Source organism: Bacillus sp. PAMC26543 (assembly GCF_014250375.1).
In the GTDB taxonomy this organism is placed as follows: Bacteria; Bacillota; Bacilli; order Bacillales; family Bacillaceae; genus Bacillus; species Bacillus halotolerans.
The window spans coordinates 264,214-280,113 of the sequence record NZ_CP060193.1 but is presented as its reverse complement, the minus strand read 5'-3'; the positions used below and the strand labels follow the sequence as shown (position 1 = coordinate 280,113).

Below are 15,900 nucleotides of genomic sequence, written 5' to 3'. Positions count from 1 at the left end.
CGTTCAAGCTCTTCCTTACACAAAGGAAGAGCTTTTTTCATGCAGCAAACATTTTAGAAAAGAGGCGAATGATATGGCTCAACAAGTAAACCTTGCAGCACAGAAATCAGAAAAACAAAAGAAAGCCCCTTTCCGCGCCGATCATGTCGGCAGTTTATTACGATCCGCCCCAGTAAAAGAGGCGCGGCAAAAACAAGCGGCCGGCGAGATCACGGCAGAACAGCTTCGTGATATTGAAAATAAAGAAATCACCCGCATTGTCGAAAAGCAAAAGGAAATCGGCCTAAACGTTGTAACCGACGGAGAGTTCCGCCGTTCGTGGTGGCATTACGATTTCCTGGAAGGGCTCGACGGAGTGGAACCGTTCATCCCGGCTGAAGGAATTCAGTTCCATAACGCGAAAACAAAAGCCCGCAGCATTAAGGTGACGGGAAAACTGGATTTCACCAGCCATCCGGCGCTTGCCGATTATCAATTTTTACACAGCATTGCCGGAGATGCGACAGCAAAACTGACAATTCCAAGTCCGAATATGCTGTTTTTCGGTGAAAAAGCTGATCAAGGCGTATATCCCGATCAGGAGGAATATTTTCATGATCTGGCCCAGGCGTACAAAAAAGCGATTAACGCTTTCTATGATGCGGGCTGCCGCTATCTTCAGCTCGATGATACGTCATGGTCTCTCTTCTTTGAAGAAAAAGGCAGAGAGGTTGTCCGAGCCCTCGGCGGTGATCCGGAAACATTGCCTGCGTTGTTTGCCAAAACGATTAACGATGCAGTGGCGGACCGTCCTGACGACTTAACGGTCACGATGCACATTTGCCGCGGCAACTTCCGTTCAACTTGGGCGGCATCTGGAGGCTACGACGCTGTAGCGGAAACGATTCTTGACGGTTTAGACCTTGACGGCTTGTTCTTGGAATACGATGATGACCGCTCCGGAAACTTTGACCCGCTTCGTTTTGTCAAACGCAAGGATCTGCAAATTGTCTTAGGCTTGATTACATCCAAATACGGAGAACTTGAGGACCCAGAGGATGTCAAACGCCGAATCAGCGAAGCTGCGCGCTTTGTCAGCTTAGATCAGCTTTGCTTGAGCCCGCAGTGCGGTTTCGCTTCAACAGAAGAAGGAAACCTTTTGACTGAGGAGCAGCAGTGGGCGAAGCTCCGTCATGTGGTCGACATTGCCAATGATGTGTGGAAATAATCTATCATTGACAGAAAAGAGAAATGTGTGAATAATAGATACTATCAGAAAATTTCATAAAAAGGTTTTCCTTATCAAGAGAGGTGGAGGGACTGGCCCTGCGATACCCGGCAACCGCTGTTTAACAGAATGGTGCTAAATCCTTTAGAGCAGATTTTTGCTCTAGAAGATAAGGTTGAGATTGTTCACGCAAGCTCTTCCTTATCCAAAGGAAGAGCTTTTTTATATTCGAATGGAAAGAAGGAATGAACAACATGTCACAGCAAACAACACCCGCAGAACAAAAACAATCGCTTCAGAGAAAAAAAACGCCGTTTCGCGCGGATCAAGTCGGAAGCCTGCTGAGATCTGAGCCCGTCAAAAAAGCGCGGCTGCAAAAGGCGGCCGGCGAAATCACTGCCGAACAGCTTCGCCAGATTGAAAACGATGAAATCATCCGCATTGTGGAAAAACAAAAAGAAACCGGCCTGAACGTCGTGACAGACGGGGAATTCCGCAGAGCGTGGTGGCATTTTGATTTCCTTGAAAATCTGGATGGCGTTGAGCCGTTTATACCTGAACAGGGTATCCAGTTCCATAATGTACAGACAAAAGCACGCGGCATCAAAGTGACAGGCGATATTGATTTCTCAAATCACCCAATGCTCGAAGATTACTCATTTTTACATGGCATCGCTGGTGATGCAACGCCAAAAATGACAATTCCAAGTCCGAATATGCTCTTTTTCCGCGGCAGATTGGAAAAGGATGCATACAAAAACGATTATGCTCTTTTCCAGCATGATGTATCAAAAGCGTATAAAAAAGCGATTCAAGCGTTTTATGACAGAGGCTGCCGTTACCTCCAGCTTGATGATACAGCATGGGCTGTTTTCTTATCTGAAAAAGGCTTGAAACAAGTGGAAGCATTCGGAACAACGCCTGACGAGCTTCGCCAGCTGTTTGCGAAGTCGATCAATGACGCAATTGCCGACCGTCCGGATGATATGACCATTACCATGCATATTTGCCGCGGCAACTTCCAGTCCACTTGGACAGCTGAAGGCGGTTATGATGCGGCGGCGGAAACCATTTTTGACGGCTTGAATCTGGATGGGCTTTTCTTAGAGTATGATGATTCACGCTCAGGCGGATTCGAACCGCTTCGTTACGTGAAACGCTCTGATCTTCAGCTTGTCCTAGGCTTGGTGACATCTAAATTCGGTGAGCTTGAACATCCTGATGACGTGAAACGCCGTATCGAAGAGGCGTCCCGTTATGTCAGCCTAGATCAGTTGTGCCTGAGCCCGCAATGCGGATTCGCTTCAACTGAGGAAGGCAACAAGCTGACCGAGGAACAGCAATGGGCGAAGCTGCGCCATGTTGTTGAGATCGCTAACGATGTTTGGAAATAAGGAACAGAAAAACACACTTGATTCCCTGGCGGGGCAAGTGTGTTTTTTTATGCCTGCTCAATTTGATAGGCTTTGCATTTTTCATATAAGCTTGTTTTTCCTATGCCTAATAGCTTTGCTGCCTTTATTTTATTGCCGTCTGCTGCGGCAAGCGCCTCGATGATCGCGTTTTTTTCCGCCTCAGCGATTGTCTCTTTTAATGGCTGTATAGATTGATATTCCCGGATTTTGATTGTTCTTTGGATGGGTTGATCTTCAGAAGTGAGATTCAGGTGTTTCGGTTCGATTCGTTTGCCGTCGAGGACGTTGACAGCCCGTTCTAGGACATTTTCCAATTCTCGTATGTTTCCCGGCCAAGAATAGCTCTGAAGCACTGCAATTGCTTCTTTAGAAAGCTCCAAGCCATCAAAGCCAAATTTCCGTTCAAGTTTTTTTAATAGAAGCCCCGCGATCGGCACTACATCCTCTATGCGCTCTCTTAAGGACGGGATTTGAATGTTGATCACATTCAGTCGGTAATAGAGGTCTTGCCGGAAGTCTCCTTCCCGGACCATTTCTTCGAGATTTCGGTGTGTCGCCGCAATCACTCGTACATCTATTGGGACCGGGCTTCTTGCGCCGATCCGCTCTATCTCTTTCTCCTGCAGTACGCGAAGGATTTTGCTTTGCATATGTAACGGCATATCACCTACTTCATCAAGGAAAATGGTTCCTTGATGCGCAAGTTCGAATTTTCCTTTTTTCCCGCCTTTTTTTGCCCCCGTAAAAGCGCCGTCTTCGTATCCGAACATTTCTGATTCAAACAAATGCTCTGGGATCGAGGCGCAGTTGACGCGCAGAAAGGGAGCATACCGGCGGCGGCTGTTCTGATGGATGGCGTGTGCAAACAGCTCTTTTCCCGTGCCTGATTCTCCTAAAAGCAAAACGGCCGATTGGCTGTCAGATACCCGTTCAGCCAGCCGTTTCGCTTCCATAAAAAGAGGACTGTTTCCGATCAAGTCGCCAAAGTGGTATTTACTGAAAAGCTCTTTTTCGTATCTATTTTTGTAGTAATTGAGTTCATTGAGGAGGGGTTTAATTTTTCTTGAATAATCCATCCATTCCTGCGGATTGCGAAACATAACGGTTCCGACCGCTCCTACAAGCTGCTGGTTCACATAGAGCGGATACCGGTTGGCGATCATTTCGCTGCCGTTAATCGGATGAATAGCGGCAGCCTCTGTCCGCCCCGTCTTCGCCACGATGTGCATTCTCGAGTTTTCAATCACGTCCTGAACGGGTTTCCCTATCGCTTCTTCCTCTGTTTTTTTTAGAAAGTCACAGTACGCCGGATTGATATAGAGAATTTTCCCCTCATGATCAACCACAACAATACATTCCGCCGCAAGGTTGATGATTTCATCCAGCCATTCAAAGGGTAATCTTTTAATAGAATGTTTCATCTCCCTGTCGCTCCCGTCACATTTTGTAATCGCTTTCAACCTTATGATAAACGAGAGCCTCCTATGAATACAAGAATCTATTATTGAGCTGTGTAGCCTCCATCCAGCACGACCGCCTGCCCTGTGACGCCTTTCGCCTTTTCACTCGCCAAAAATACGGCATAATCAGCAATTTCTTTAACCGAGAGAAGACGTTTTTGCGGCACAAGCGGAAAAATCACCTCTTCCAGAACCGATTCATAGGGAACATTTCTTGTTTTAGAAAGATCGCTCAGCTGATTGCGGACAAGCTGTGTGTCCACATATCCCGGGCAGAGTGCATTCACCGTAATCCCGTGGGGCGCGCCTTCCAGCGCCCCCACCTTTGTCAGCCCAATGACGCCATGCTTTGCGCTGTTATAAGCGGCTTTTCCCGCAAACCCCACCAGTCCGTTCACAGACGCGATATTGATGATCCTGCCGAACTGCTGTTTTTTCATAAGGGGAAAGACATGTTTCATTGCGATGAATGGCGCGGTCAGCATGACGCGAATAAGCTGTTCAAACCGTTCTGTCGGAAACTCTTCAATCGGCGCGACATGCTGCATGCCTGCGTTATTCACCAAAGTATCCAAACGTCCGTATCGGGTCTTGATAGTATGGACGATATCAGAGATTTGCTCTTCCTTTGTTACGTCACATGGAATGCCCGTGGCGCTAAAGCCTTCCTCATTCAGCTTGGCGGCGGCCTCACCGCACGCTTTTTGATTTACATCTGAAATAATGACATCGGCGCCTTCCCGGGCGAATTCCTTTGCGATTTCAAATCCGATTCCGCCGGCTGCGCCTGTCACAAGAGCGACTTGTTTTTTCATGACATACACCTTCCTGCTCAAGATTTTTGCCGGATGACTGACTGGCTTACGGCGAAGTCAGCTTCAGTTTTCTCATATACCTCTTCCAGCGTGACACCGTCCTGGAGCTCAGTCAATGTCATATGTCCATTATCAAAATCAAAAACAGCTAAATCAGTAATCAGCCGATGAACGACTTTCTGTCCTGTCAGCGGGAGGGAGCATTGTTTTTTCACCTTCGATTCCCCATGTTTATTGACGTGCTCCATGATGACGACGATTCGCTTAGCCCCGTTGACCAAGTCCATAGCGCCGCCCATTCCCTTCACCATTTTCCCCGGAATCATCCAGTTCGCCAAATCCCCTTGCTCAGAAACCTCCATGCCCCCAAGGATGGCCAGGTCGATATGCCCGCCTCGTATCATCGCAAAGGATTCCGCGCTGTCAAAATAGGATGCGCCTGTTACGGCGGTGATCGTTTCTTTCCCCGCATTTATCAGATCCGGGTCTTCCGTTCCTTCCAGCGGATACGGGCCGATCCCGAGCAAACCGTTTTCTGATTGAAGCATCACATGCACGCCCTCGGGTATCTCATTTGCGACAAGTGTCGGCATCCCTATCCCAAGATTGACGTTCATACCGTCTTTTATTTCCTTTACAGCACGTTTGACCATTCGTTTTCTGGCTTCCTTCATTGTGCCGCCTCCTTTCCCTTCGCTTGCCGAACGGTTCGTTTTTCAATCCGCTTTTCATGTGTGCCGAGCACAACATGCTGTACGTAAATACCAGGCGTGTGGATGTGGTCGGGATCGAGTTCTCCAGCCTCAACAATTTCTTCTGCCTCGGCAATTGTGATCTTTCCCGCCATGGCGGCAACCGGATTGAAGTTTCTAGCCGTTTTCCGAAAAACTAAATTTCCCATGGTGTCCGCTTTCCACGCTTTTACAATGGCGACGTCCCCAGTAATTCCTTTTTCTAACACATATGTGCGTCCGTCAAAGGTTTTATGCTCTTTCCCGTCAGCGATGGTGGTTCCGGCGCCTGTGGCTGTATAAAATCCAGGTATGCCTGCTCCTCCTGCTCGGATTCTTTCAGCGAGCGTCCCTTGGGGAACCAATTCCACTTCCAATTCTCCGCTTAAAAATTGCTTTTCAAAAATTTTGTTTTCACCAACGTAGGAGGCGATCATTTTTTTGATTTGCTTGTTTGCCAACAGAAGGCCGAGCCCCCAATCATCAACTCCGCAATTATTGCTGACGACGGTTAAATCTTTTACCCCTTTATCCCTTATCGCCAGAATGAGCTGCTCGGGAATTCCGCACAGGCCGAATCCGCCCGCGATCAGTGTATCCCCCTCCCGAATAAGTTCTGCGGCTTCCTTACTTGATGACAGCACTTTTCCCATATCTGATTCCCCTTTCGTTTTGTCCTATACAAGGCCCGTCAAACTGTAAATCGCGATAATCACAAATACGGCGGCGGTTTTGATGAGAGTAATCGCAAAAATATCCCGATACGATTGGCGATGGGTCAGACCCGTCACAGCCAGCAGGGTGATCACCGCCCCATTATGCGGAAGCGTATCCATGCCTCCTGACGCCATTGAAATGACCCGGTGCATCACTTCAGGCGGTATGTGATAGGTCTGAATCGCTTTCAAATATTGATCAGACATCGCACTTAACGCGATTCCCATTCCCCCTGAGGCCGATCCGGTGATCCCTGCCAGCGTTGTTGTCGTCACAGCTCCGTTTACAAGCGGATCCGTAAACGTATGTGAAATGCCGCTGCTCAGCTTATGAAACCCCGGCAGCGCAGCAATGACACCGCCGAAACCATACTCGGCGCCTGTATTCATCGATGCAAGCAAAGCGCCGCCGATCCCTTCATTCAGTCCTTCCTTTAGCTGTCCAAACACTTTTCTCCAATCAAACAAAATGGTTGCGATGATTCCGATCAGGAGGGCCAGCTCCACTGACCAAATGGCAACCGCGGAGGAGATATCAAGTTTCCCGAACTCTCCCAATCCTATGGCGGAAAAATCAAATTCATTCGGATACCATTTGGGAAGGAACGTGGTGAAACATTTGTTCATCACACCAACGAGAATAAGAGGAACAAAAGCGAGTGCGTGCCGGACCTTACTTGTGTCAGGCTCTAAGACCGGCGGGCTTTGTTCCGGGGCAAGATCAGATGGCTCACGCGCGGCAGAAATCTCCGATTGAAAACCGGCGTAGCCTTCGCCCGTTTTCTCTGCTTTTTTGCGCCTCGATTCCAAGTAGAACATACCCGCCGCCAGCACAAACACCGCACCGATCATACCAAGCCAAGGGGCGGCGTAAATGTCTGTTTTGAAAAACGTCGTAGGAATTACATTTTGGATTTGCGGTGTACCCGGCAGTGCGTCCATTGTAAAAGTAAATGCCCCGAGAGCAATCGTCCCCGGTATGAGGCGCTTCGGGATGTCAGCTTCTTTGAACATATTTTTCGCAAAGGGGTATACAGCAAAGACGACAACAAACAGGCTGACTCCGCTGTACGTTAAAATGGCGCCCATCAATACGATAGCGAGTGTTGCTCGTTTCGCCCCGACCAGTCTGACAATTGTCTTCGCAATGGAAGCCGCCAAGCCGGACATCTCGACAACCTTTCCGAAAATGGCGCCAAGCAGAAATACCGGAAAGTACAGCTTAATAAACCCCGCCATCTTTTCCATAAATATGGTTGAGAAAAAAGGAAGCACAAAGCTTGGATCTGTCAGCAGCACAGCAAATAAGGCGCAAATCGGAGCAAACAAAATGACTGAAAATCCCCGATAGGCGACAAACATCAGCAAACCCAAAGCCAAAAGAATAATAATAATGTCCACAAACATCCCTCTTTTCCGCTTGTCTGAGAAAAGGAAAGCGTTTACAAAATATCCCCTCCCTTTCCGTCATTTCTAATGCAAGTTCTGTGCCAGTTGCCAGAACACCATTTCAAGCCTCTCCCCTTCCATATTTACGGAAAATGCGAGATAACTATTCCAATCCGGTGGAAAATTCCGTTTTTGCGGAAAACAAGAAAGGAAAGCTCCTTTTTGGGAGCTTTCCTCTTTCACTCATTTCGTTCCGATTAATACATCGACATCAACTGTCAGCTGAGCCGATTCCATTTTTCTAAACCGGTTGATGTTTTCATCCGATGCGGACCAGGCTAACGGTGTCATGTTCAGAAGCCATTCTACGCCTTGCTGATGAAGCGTTTTGGTATAGCGCAGCCTCATCAGATGATCGAGCTGAAAATGTGTGGTAAAGCGCTCAATTGCAGGTGTATTGGAATAGGTTCGTCTTTCTGAATCTGCGTATAAAACCTGCCTTAGTTCTGTTAAATAATCTCTTTGAGGAACTACCTTTATAACCAAACCATCTTTTTTCAGCAGTCTGTGAAACTCTGCATAATTTGAAGGTGAGAAAATCGATAGAATGACATCAAATTGCCGGTCTTGAAAGGGCGCATTAGCTACATCGGCTACGGCCCACAGCTTTCCGCCACTATTTTTTGAAGCTCGTAAAATGCCATCCTTGGCAATATCAATCCCAATTCCGCGAACTGTTTTCTTTTCTTGAAGCAGATCGCACACCGCTTTCAAGTGGGTCCCCTCACCGCATCCGCAGTCTAAAATGGTTAACGTCTCTTTTTCAGACTTACGGTCACTGATCAAGTCAGCTATTGCCTGATGAAGCGGTGCAAAAAAATGATACTCTGCCATCAGCCGGCTTCTTGCTTCGAAAAGCCCCGCCCGATAGCTGCTTTTGACCGGCTTTGTCAGGAAATTTACGTACCCATGCCGGGATATATCAAACGTATGCCCGCTCTTGAAACAAACCAAACTTTTCCAAGATGTGACCTTCATTGAAGAATCGCAAATCGGGCATCGAAATTGAGAGACAAATTGATTCATATAAGCAGCATGCTTCTTTATGTTTGACACAAAAAACACCTCATTCATTCGTTTTTAAATAAATGAAAAAGGCATAGACAAATAAACCTGGGCCTATCTAACTTTTTGGCCAGGTCTGGAACGTCGTCTATACCTGTCATTATCTATAACGAATGAATTGAATAATCATAAAAAAGAACTCCTTTTTGCTGCATAGAGGGTTTCCCCGCTATTATGATACAACAATCATCCAGAAATAGGAACAAGATTCTCACCGAGAGGCGGCTGCCCGAACTCCTCACTGTTCAGAAGGTCAATTAATAAGCAGACTGCAATCTTCCTTCTTTCTCTAACTGAATGAATTGATCAGCATCAGGAAAATCCTCTTTACGAACGGATCGGATTTCAGTTTGCAGCCGGGTATCAATCAATCCGGGATACAGCTGATCCGCCTGCTCCAGACTGATGCTTTTAGAAAATGAACCCTGCCCGCTTTTGACGTGCTGCAGCAGCTTTGTGAAGGCAGCAGATATTTAGCTGGAAGCTGACGAGATATTCATGATTCGCTTATCCGTTTTGATGTGCTTGTTGCGCTTCATAAAATGGAGGTGGTCACCATAGGTGCAATTGATCTGCAGGTATTTGTATCATCTCCTCCGCTTCATATTGTTTGATCAGCCTTTGATTAGGCTGTCTTGACATACAGTACAGCCGATGGTCAGCATGTATTCATTTCTTCACCAATTCCTCTTGACGTGCCTGTGATGATGAAATGCTTCATTCCTGATCACAATTTCAGCATAACAATCCAATGTGATTTTCCTTTATTTTCTCGACTTCGAAATATAAATTTATTATTTTGAAAATAGTTAAAAAGGTTGATTTTCAAAAAGTGAAAGGATAAAATACTGCTATTATCTTAGAAAAAAGACATTCTTGTATATAATCAGTAATAAGGTCTGATTGTTTCTACCTAGTAACCGTAAAAAACTAGACTACAAGAAAGTTTGAATAAATTTGAACGAGTTGAAAAGGACAAGTTCTTTTCTGTTTGCTCTTATTTTTCACACTTTCTGCACTTCCAGAATTTGTGAAGGATAAGGGCTTTTTTCATTTCCATAATAAACCTCATAGGAGTTGCTATCATGTACTTTTTATTAAACCTTGTCGGTCTCATTGTGATTATGGCAGTTGTGTTCCTATGCTCCCCGCAGAAAAAGAAAATCCAGTGGCGTCCAATCATTACGTTAATTGTTCTGGAGCTTTTGATTACGTGGTTTATGCTGGGGACAAAAATTGGCAGCTGGGCCATCGGACAAATTGGAAATTTCTTCACTTGGCTGATTGCTTGTGCCAGTGACGGGATCGCGTTTGCCTTCCCTTCTGTGATGGCAAATGAAACGGTAGACTTTTTCTTCAGCGCACTTCTTCCAATTATTTTCATCGTCACATTCTTTGACATCTTAACATATTTCGGCATTTTGCCATGGCTGATTGATAAAATCGGCTGGGTGATCTCAAAGGCTTCCCGCTTGCCGAAATTAGAAAGCTTTTTCTCTATTCAAATGATGTTCTTGGGAAATACAGAAGCTCTGGCAGTCATTCGCCAGCAGCTCACAGTATTAAACAACAACCGCCTGCTCACATTCGGCTTAATGAGCATGAGCAGCATCAGCGGCTCCATTATTGGATCTTACCTGTCAATGGTGCCGGCGACATACGTGTTTACAGCCATTCCTTTAAACTGCTTAAACGCGCTGATTATCGCAAACCTGCTGAATCCAGTGCATGTGCCGGAGGATGAAGACATCATCTATACACCGCCTAAAGAAGAGAAAAAAGACTTTTTCTCTACGATTTCTAACAGTATGCTTGTCGGCATGAACATGGTGATCGTTATTTTGGCAATGGTGATTGGATATGTGGCGTTAACGTCAGCAGTCAATGGCATTCTTGGCGTTTTCGTACACGGCCTGACCATCCAGACGATTTTTGCTTATCTCTTCAGTCCGTTCGCATTCCTGCTTGGGCTGCCGGTACACGACGCGATGTATGTTGCGCAGCTGATGGGAATGAAATTGGCGACGAACGAGTTTGTTGCAATGCTTGACTTGAAAAACAATCTGAAAACACTACCGCCTCACACAGTTGCGGTAGCAACGACATTCCTGACGTCATTTGCCAACTTCAGTACTGTCGGCATGATTTACGGAACGTATAACTCGATCCTTGACGGCGAAAAGTCAACCGTGATCGGGAGAAACGTGTGGAAGCTGCTCGTCAGCGGAATTGCGGTATCTTTACTAAGTGCTGCGATTGTCGGCCTGTTTGTGTGGTAGAAACATTGAGCCATATCCCTTTTAAGGATATGGCTCTTTTGATTATTGATAAATAGAGGAAGGTACCTGTACATCCCGGATTCCGGCTGCATATGGTCCTAAGTCATACTGGCCGAAGACGATGGCGATTCCGTTTTTCGTAAAGTAAAACGTTGTGTCTTGGTTAAGGGTAATATCCTCTTTCTTTACATCAGGGAAAAACAGCGTGTCATGTTTTTTGATATAGCTGTATAGGTAATCTTTCGTTTTGCTGACTTTTGTTTTGGTATTCAGAATCTGATTCAGTGTCACCCGCTTGTGTGTGTTCAAGTCATAGTTGAAGGACTGAACAGACGTTAAACCATGGGCGCCGCCTGAATAGATATAATTGAGCGTTTGTATGCTGAGCTTGCCAGCCGCATTATATTTGACGCTGAAGGATGTTTGATATTCCGCGTTGAAGCCCTGCTGTTCGCCTGCTTTTTTGTTTTTCAGATATTCCTGATACGATTGTTCAATGTAGGCTTTCAGCTCTTGATTGATGTTCTTTTCAAACGCGGCATTCCCGATGTGATGCACCTGAGGATACTTTAATTCCTTGATCTTTTTGTACGTATGGCTGCTTACAGTCGGCGTTTTCGCTTGAACCGCTTTTAAAGATGGGGCCGCATATGCAAATACACTAAAAAGCAAGACAGCAGCAGCAACGGCGAGTCTCATCATTCTATTCCATTTCATACAATTTCCTCCTTTGATTTTCTTCGTTTATCATTCCCTTTTTTCTGTAACGCACACTTTTATAGACTGATGAAGTGAAAAGAAGTTTCTAGGTCGATCTGCTCGATTTTTCCCAAATAAAAAAGAGACAACATACTGTCTCTTTTTTACTGTTTACGCTCAGCAATCACTTCGTGAACCGCTTGTGCCAAATCAATATTCCCAAACATCTCCAACACCGCGATGACGGTCTGGTCAGGTATGTGTTCTGATTCGTTCTTCGGCACGATCAGTTCTTCCACTGTTTTTTTCAAGCTTTCATTCAGCTTTTGCTGCGGATATGCTTTGGCATATAGCTCCAACGGATCAAGATCATGGTTCACACACCATTGGGCGAACACTAATATCATCATATTTTCGTCGCGCTCGTAAGCCTCTGCGAGCTGTTTTTCGTTCATATGTCATGCTCCTTATGAAAAGTATCTTCCTCTAAGATACAGGAGCGAATCAAATTCGTCTATCCCAATGGCGGTGGGCGGCAACTGCTTCGATAAACGCTTTGCTAAAGCCGGTGTAATCATCTTCGTCTTTTGTTGTCACAACGCCCGGCCCCTCTGTTGTGCCGACAGCTGATTTGAGGAGGCCAACTCCTTCGTTTGCCGCGCCGACCGCCTTATAGTGATTGTAGGCTTCTCTGATAAACGCCATCGCTTGTTTATCTTCTTTTAATTCAGGTCCTCCTGCGGCATAAACCGCGTCATACAGAACAGAGTCTGTCGTCAGGAATGTGCCGCTGACCTCAAGCTGCTGTCCGGCGCCGCTTGTGATGTACCCCAGCGTTTGACTGATGATATCCGCTATGATCCCTTCTTGTTTTAAGGTATCAAGCACTGTTTGCAGTTCTTTTTCATCAAAACCATTGCCGGCGAGAACCGCGACTTTTCTCGTTGACGCTGTTTTCACTGTACGGGCTTGGCTTAATGCAGGTGAGGTAAGGATTTCTTTTGATGCTTTGCGTTTCGCCGGCGGCGCCACACCTACTCCTTTGGCGATTTCTTCTGCCAAGACAGTATCTACGTTGCTGAAGACATCTACGACCTGCCGCTGCACATCTTTGCTTTTGACCTTCCCGACCTCGAAGCAAAAGGCAGAAATGATGTGCTTTTTCTCAACCGGTGACATGCTGTTCCAGAACAGTTTTGCCTGTGAGTAGTAATTATTGAAACTGTCGCTCCGCTGGCGGATTTTTCTGCCCTCTACTTTCTCCTGATAGTGGACGTAACCGCCTTCTTCGGCTGACGCAGGAGACGGGTCATTGTTCTGCAGAGAGTTTTTATGATAAGCGACCGGCCCCTTGTTGATGGTCATCCGGTGATAACCGTCGTACTGGTTGTTATGGAACGGACATACCGGGCGGTTAATCGGAATCTCGTGGAAGTTCGGACCGCCAAGACGGATCAGCTGTGTATCCGTATAAGAGAAAAGCCGTCCCTGCAGCAGCGGATCATTTGTGAAGTCAATGCCCGGCACCACATTTCCCGGGTGGAATGCGACTTGCTCAGTTTCAGCAAATACATTATCCTGATTGCGGTTCAGCGTCATTTTCCCAATGATCTTCACCGGCACAAGCTCTTCCGGCCAAAGCTTCGTCGGATCAAGAATATCAAAGTCAAATTTGAATTCATCTTCTTCATCTATCATCTGCACGCCTAGCTCATATTCAACAACGTCGCCGTTTTCAATCGTTTCCCACAGGTCGCGGCGGTGGAAATCAGGGTCTTTTCCGGCAATTTTCTGCGCTTCATCCCATACGAGAGAATGCACGCCGAGCACCGGCTTCCAATGGAATTTCACGAAACGCGCCTTTCCTTGTTCGTTCACAAAACGGAACGTGTGAACGCCAAAGCCCTCCATCATCCGGTAGCTGCGGGGAATGCCTCTGTCAGACATCGTCCACATCACCATGTGAGCCGACTCTGGATTATTGGCGACAAAGTCCCAAAACGTATCATGAGCTGTCGCGGCCTGAGGCATTTCATTGTGCGGCTCAGGCTTAAACGCATGCACCAAATCCGGGAATTTGATCGCATCCTGAATAAAGAAAACCGGAATATTATTGCCTACTAGATCATAGTTTCCTTCTTCGGTGTAGAATTTCGTCGCAAAGCCTCTGGCGTCACGCACCGTGTCAGCGGAGCCTTTGGAGCCCGCAACTGTTGAAAACCGGACAAATACCGGTGTCTTCACCGAAGGGTCCTGAAGAAATTTCGCCCGGGTGAATTCTGTCATCGGCTCGTAAACCTGAAAAAAGCCATGCACGCCATACCCGCGCGCATGCACGATCCGTTCAGGGATTCTCTCATGGTCAAAATGGGTCATCTTCTCCCGAAAGTGAAAATCCTCCATCAATGTCGGGCCGCGAACTCCGGCTTTTAACGAATGTTCGTCCTCAGACACCCGTACACCTTGGTTTGTCGTCATTTTCTTTCCGCTGTTATCGACCCTGTACTGTTCGAGCTGCTCGTCTTTTGAGTGTTCATTGACTCGTTTGTTTTGATCATCACTCATGTCTGCTCCCCCTTTTCCTATTCCAGATCTCAAAAATAAACATTCTACAGCACATTTACCCGTGGCGATCTGCATATAAACTGCTCATCTGCTCTCTAGGTTTTTAGGTCTACTTGTCAACATGAGGTCATAAATATTTGAAATAAGCCTTCTCGAAGTGTGGAAGCGCTTACTAAAATTGTGCTGTTGAATGGGGGAGGTCATATCGTGCTTGCCATACTTGGTTTTGTGATGATCATTGTCTTCATGTATCTTATTATGTCTAACCGGCTTTCCGCTCTTATTGCCTTGATTGTCGTTCCTGTTGTGTTTGCCCTGATCAGCGGATTCGGCAAAGACCTGGGCGATATGATGCTTCAGGGTGTAACAGGCCTCGCTCCGACAGGCATCATGCTATTATTTGCAATCCTGTATTTCGGCATCATGATTGATTCAGGTTTGTTCGATCCGCTTATTGCCAAAATCTTATCCCTTGTCAGAGGAGATCCATTAAAAATCGCTGTCGGCACAGCGGTGTTGACGATGACCATTTCGCTGGACGGAGATGGGACAACAACGTATATGATTACCATTGCTGCGATGCTTCCGCTATACAAACGGCTCGGCATGAACCGGCTGGTGTTGGCGGGAATTGCAATGCTCGGGTCGGGAGTCATGAATATTATTCCGTGGGGAGGGCCGACTGCAAGGGTTTTGGCTTCTCTCAAATTGGACACGTCAGAAGTCTTCACTCCGCTGATTCCTGCTATGATTGCCGGCATTCTTTGGGTGCTTGCCGTAGCCTATATTCTAGGAAAAAAAGAACGGAAACGGCTCGGCGTCATCTCAATTGAACACCAGCACGCCTCCGATCCGGATACAGCGCCGCTCAAACGCCCCGCTCTCCAGTGGTTTAATCTGCTGCTGACTGTCGTGCTGATGGCCGCTCTGATCACCAGCCTGCTCCCGCTTCCTGTTCTTTTTATGATCGCATTTGCTATCGCCTTGATGGTGAACTATCCGAATGTAAAAGAGCAGCAAAAGCGAATCTCAGCGCATGCAGGAAATGCGTTAAACGTTGTCTCCATGGTATTTGCCGCCGGCATTTTCACAGGCATTTTGTCGGGCACAAAAATGGTAAACGCCATGGCGCATTCTCTCGTATCACTCATCCCTGACGCCATGGGCCCGCACCTGCCCTTGATTACAGCCATCGTCAGCATGCCATTTACCTTTTTTATGTCAAATGACGCCTTTTACTTCGGTGTTCTGCCGATCATCACAGAAGCCGCAGCTGCTTACGGAATAGATGCCGCAGAAATCGGCAGAGCCTCTTTGCTGGGCCAGCCTGTGCATTTGCTCAGTCCTCTCGTTCCTTCCACTTATTTATTGGTCGGAATGGCGGGCGTCAGCTTTGGCGAGCATCAAAAATTCACGATCAAATGGGCCGTGGGAACAACCATTGTGATGACGATTGCGGCACTGCTGATTGGGATTATTTCGTTTTAACGTGAGAAAAG

Annotated in this window: 13 protein-coding genes and 2 riboswitches; of the genes, 4 read left to right on the top strand and 9 right to left on the bottom strand. The window is 46.7% G+C overall.

What is annotated here, in order from left to right; all coding sequences use genetic code 11:
* Window positions 1-73 precede the first annotated feature (73 nt).
* Window positions 74-1,207, top strand: a complete 1,134-nt coding sequence (locus H7F27_RS01375; protein WP_185848453.1) for a 5-methyltetrahydropteroyltriglutamate--homocysteine S-methyltransferase — start codon at window positions 74-76, stop codon at window positions 1,205-1,207.
* A 68-nt stretch (window positions 1,208-1,275) separates the two neighbouring features.
* A riboswitch (SAM riboswitch) is annotated at window positions 1,276-1,383 on the top strand.
* A gap of 78 nt (window positions 1,384-1,461) precedes the next feature.
* Window positions 1,462-2,601 carry a 5-methyltetrahydropteroyltriglutamate--homocysteine S-methyltransferase gene (locus H7F27_RS01370; protein ID WP_059335375.1) on the top strand — a complete coding sequence of 380 codons (1,140 nt, stop codon included), beginning with the start codon at window positions 1,462-1,464 and terminating at the stop codon, window positions 2,599-2,601.
* 47 nt (window positions 2,602-2,648) lie between these two features.
* Here H7F27_RS01370 and H7F27_RS01365 read toward each other — a convergent pair whose 3' ends face one another.
* The 6 genes from H7F27_RS01365 to H7F27_RS01340 all read right to left on the bottom strand — a co-directional run bounded on the left by H7F27_RS01365 (window position 2,649) and on the right by H7F27_RS01340 (window position 8,819).
* Window positions 2,649-4,043: a sigma-54 interaction domain-containing protein gene (locus H7F27_RS01365; protein ID WP_095712772.1), complete on the bottom strand. Its 1,395-nt coding sequence runs from the start codon at window positions 4,041-4,043 to the stop codon at window positions 2,649-2,651.
* Between the two features lie 80 nt (window positions 4,044-4,123).
* Window positions 4,124-4,897, bottom strand: a complete 774-nt coding sequence (locus H7F27_RS01360; RefSeq protein ID WP_095712689.1) for a 3-hydroxybutyrate dehydrogenase — start codon at window positions 4,895-4,897, stop codon at window positions 4,124-4,126.
* A 17-nt stretch (window positions 4,898-4,914) separates the two neighbouring features.
* On the bottom strand, window positions 4,915-5,571 hold the full coding sequence (locus tag H7F27_RS01355; protein ID WP_024123370.1) for a CoA transferase subunit B: 657 nt from the start codon (window positions 5,569-5,571) through the stop codon (window positions 4,915-4,917).
* Window positions 5,568-6,281 carry a CoA transferase subunit A gene (locus H7F27_RS01350; protein ID WP_095712688.1) on the bottom strand — a complete coding sequence of 238 codons (714 nt, stop codon included), beginning with the start codon at window positions 6,279-6,281 and terminating at the stop codon, window positions 5,568-5,570. Before H7F27_RS01350 ends, H7F27_RS01355 begins: the two co-directional genes overlap by 4 nt.
* Window positions 6,282-6,305: 24 nt before the next feature.
* Window positions 6,306-7,745 carry a GntP family permease gene (locus tag H7F27_RS01345; RefSeq protein ID WP_095712687.1) on the bottom strand — a complete coding sequence of 480 codons (1,440 nt, stop codon included), beginning with the start codon at window positions 7,743-7,745 and terminating at the stop codon, window positions 6,306-6,308.
* 231 nt (window positions 7,746-7,976) lie between these two features.
* Window positions 7,977-8,819, bottom strand: a complete 843-nt coding sequence (locus tag H7F27_RS01340; protein ID WP_038954317.1) for a methyltransferase domain-containing protein — start codon at window positions 8,817-8,819, stop codon at window positions 7,977-7,979.
* 895 nt (window positions 8,820-9,714) lie between these two features.
* A riboswitch (purine riboswitch) is annotated at window positions 9,715-9,816 on the top strand.
* 127 nt (window positions 9,817-9,943) lie between these two features.
* On the opposite strand from H7F27_RS01340, the gene H7F27_RS01335 reads away from it, so the two are divergent.
* Window positions 9,944-11,137, top strand: a complete 1,194-nt coding sequence (locus H7F27_RS01335; protein ID WP_095712686.1) for a NupC/NupG family nucleoside CNT transporter — start codon at window positions 9,944-9,946, stop codon at window positions 11,135-11,137.
* Window positions 11,138-11,179: 42 nt separating this feature from the next.
* On the opposite strand, the gene H7F27_RS01330 is transcribed toward H7F27_RS01335, so the two are convergent.
* The 3 genes from H7F27_RS01330 to H7F27_RS01320 all read right to left on the bottom strand — a co-directional run bounded on the left by H7F27_RS01330 (window position 11,180) and on the right by H7F27_RS01320 (window position 14,401).
* Window positions 11,180-11,854, bottom strand: coding sequence for a DUF3298 and DUF4163 domain-containing protein (locus tag H7F27_RS01330; protein ID WP_185848452.1), 675 nt, complete (start codon window positions 11,852-11,854; stop codon window positions 11,180-11,182).
* Window positions 11,855-12,000: 146 nt separating this feature from the next.
* A complete protein-coding gene (locus H7F27_RS01325; RefSeq protein WP_024123376.1) occupies window positions 12,001-12,291 on the bottom strand; it encodes a hypothetical protein in 291 nt (96 codons plus the stop codon).
* 49 nt (window positions 12,292-12,340) lie between these two features.
* Entirely contained in the window at window positions 12,341-14,401 is a 2,061-nt protein-coding gene (locus H7F27_RS01320) for a catalase (protein ID WP_185848451.1), read from the bottom strand.
* Window positions 14,402-14,608: 207 nt separating this feature from the next.
* Here H7F27_RS01320 and citH point away from each other — a divergent pair, with 207 nt between their 5' ends.
* Window positions 14,609-15,889 carry a citrate transporter CitH gene (gene citH / locus H7F27_RS01315; protein ID WP_185848450.1) on the top strand — a complete coding sequence of 427 codons (1,281 nt, stop codon included), beginning with the start codon at window positions 14,609-14,611 and terminating at the stop codon, window positions 15,887-15,889.
* Window positions 15,890-15,900 lie beyond the last annotated feature (11 nt).

Bases quoted from the DNA above. Each gene is read 5' to 3' on its own strand.
- H7F27_RS01375 (WP_185848453.1), top strand. From the start codon at position 74: ATGGCTCAACAAGTAAACCTTGCAGCACAGAAATCAGAAAAACAAAAG.
- H7F27_RS01370 (WP_059335375.1), top strand. From the start codon at position 1,462: ATGTCACAGCAAACAACACCCGCAGAACAAAAACAATCGCTTCAGAGA.
- H7F27_RS01365 (WP_095712772.1), bottom strand. From the start codon at position 4,043: ATGAAACATTCTATTAAAAGATTACCCTTTGAATGGCTGGATGAAATC.
- H7F27_RS01360 (WP_095712689.1), bottom strand. From the start codon at position 4,897: ATGAAAAAACAAGTCGCTCTTGTGACAGGCGCAGCCGGCGGAATCGGA.
- H7F27_RS01355 (WP_024123370.1), bottom strand. From the start codon at position 5,571: ATGAAGGAAGCCAGAAAACGAATGGTCAAACGTGCTGTAAAGGAAATA.
- H7F27_RS01350 (WP_095712688.1), bottom strand. From the start codon at position 6,281: ATGGGAAAAGTGCTGTCATCAAGTAAGGAAGCCGCAGAACTTATTCGG.
- H7F27_RS01340 (WP_038954317.1), bottom strand. From the start codon at position 8,819: ATGAATCAATTTGTCTCTCAATTTCGATGCCCGATTTGCGATTCTTCA.
- H7F27_RS01335 (WP_095712686.1), top strand. From the start codon at position 9,944: ATGTACTTTTTATTAAACCTTGTCGGTCTCATTGTGATTATGGCAGTT.
- H7F27_RS01330 (WP_185848452.1), bottom strand. From the start codon at position 11,854: ATGAAATGGAATAGAATGATGAGACTCGCCGTTGCTGCTGCTGTCTTG.
- H7F27_RS01325 (WP_024123376.1), bottom strand. From the start codon at position 12,291: ATGAACGAAAAACAGCTCGCAGAGGCTTACGAGCGCGACGAAAATATG.
- H7F27_RS01320 (WP_185848451.1), bottom strand. From the start codon at position 14,401: ATGAGTGATGATCAAAACAAACGAGTCAATGAACACTCAAAAGACGAG.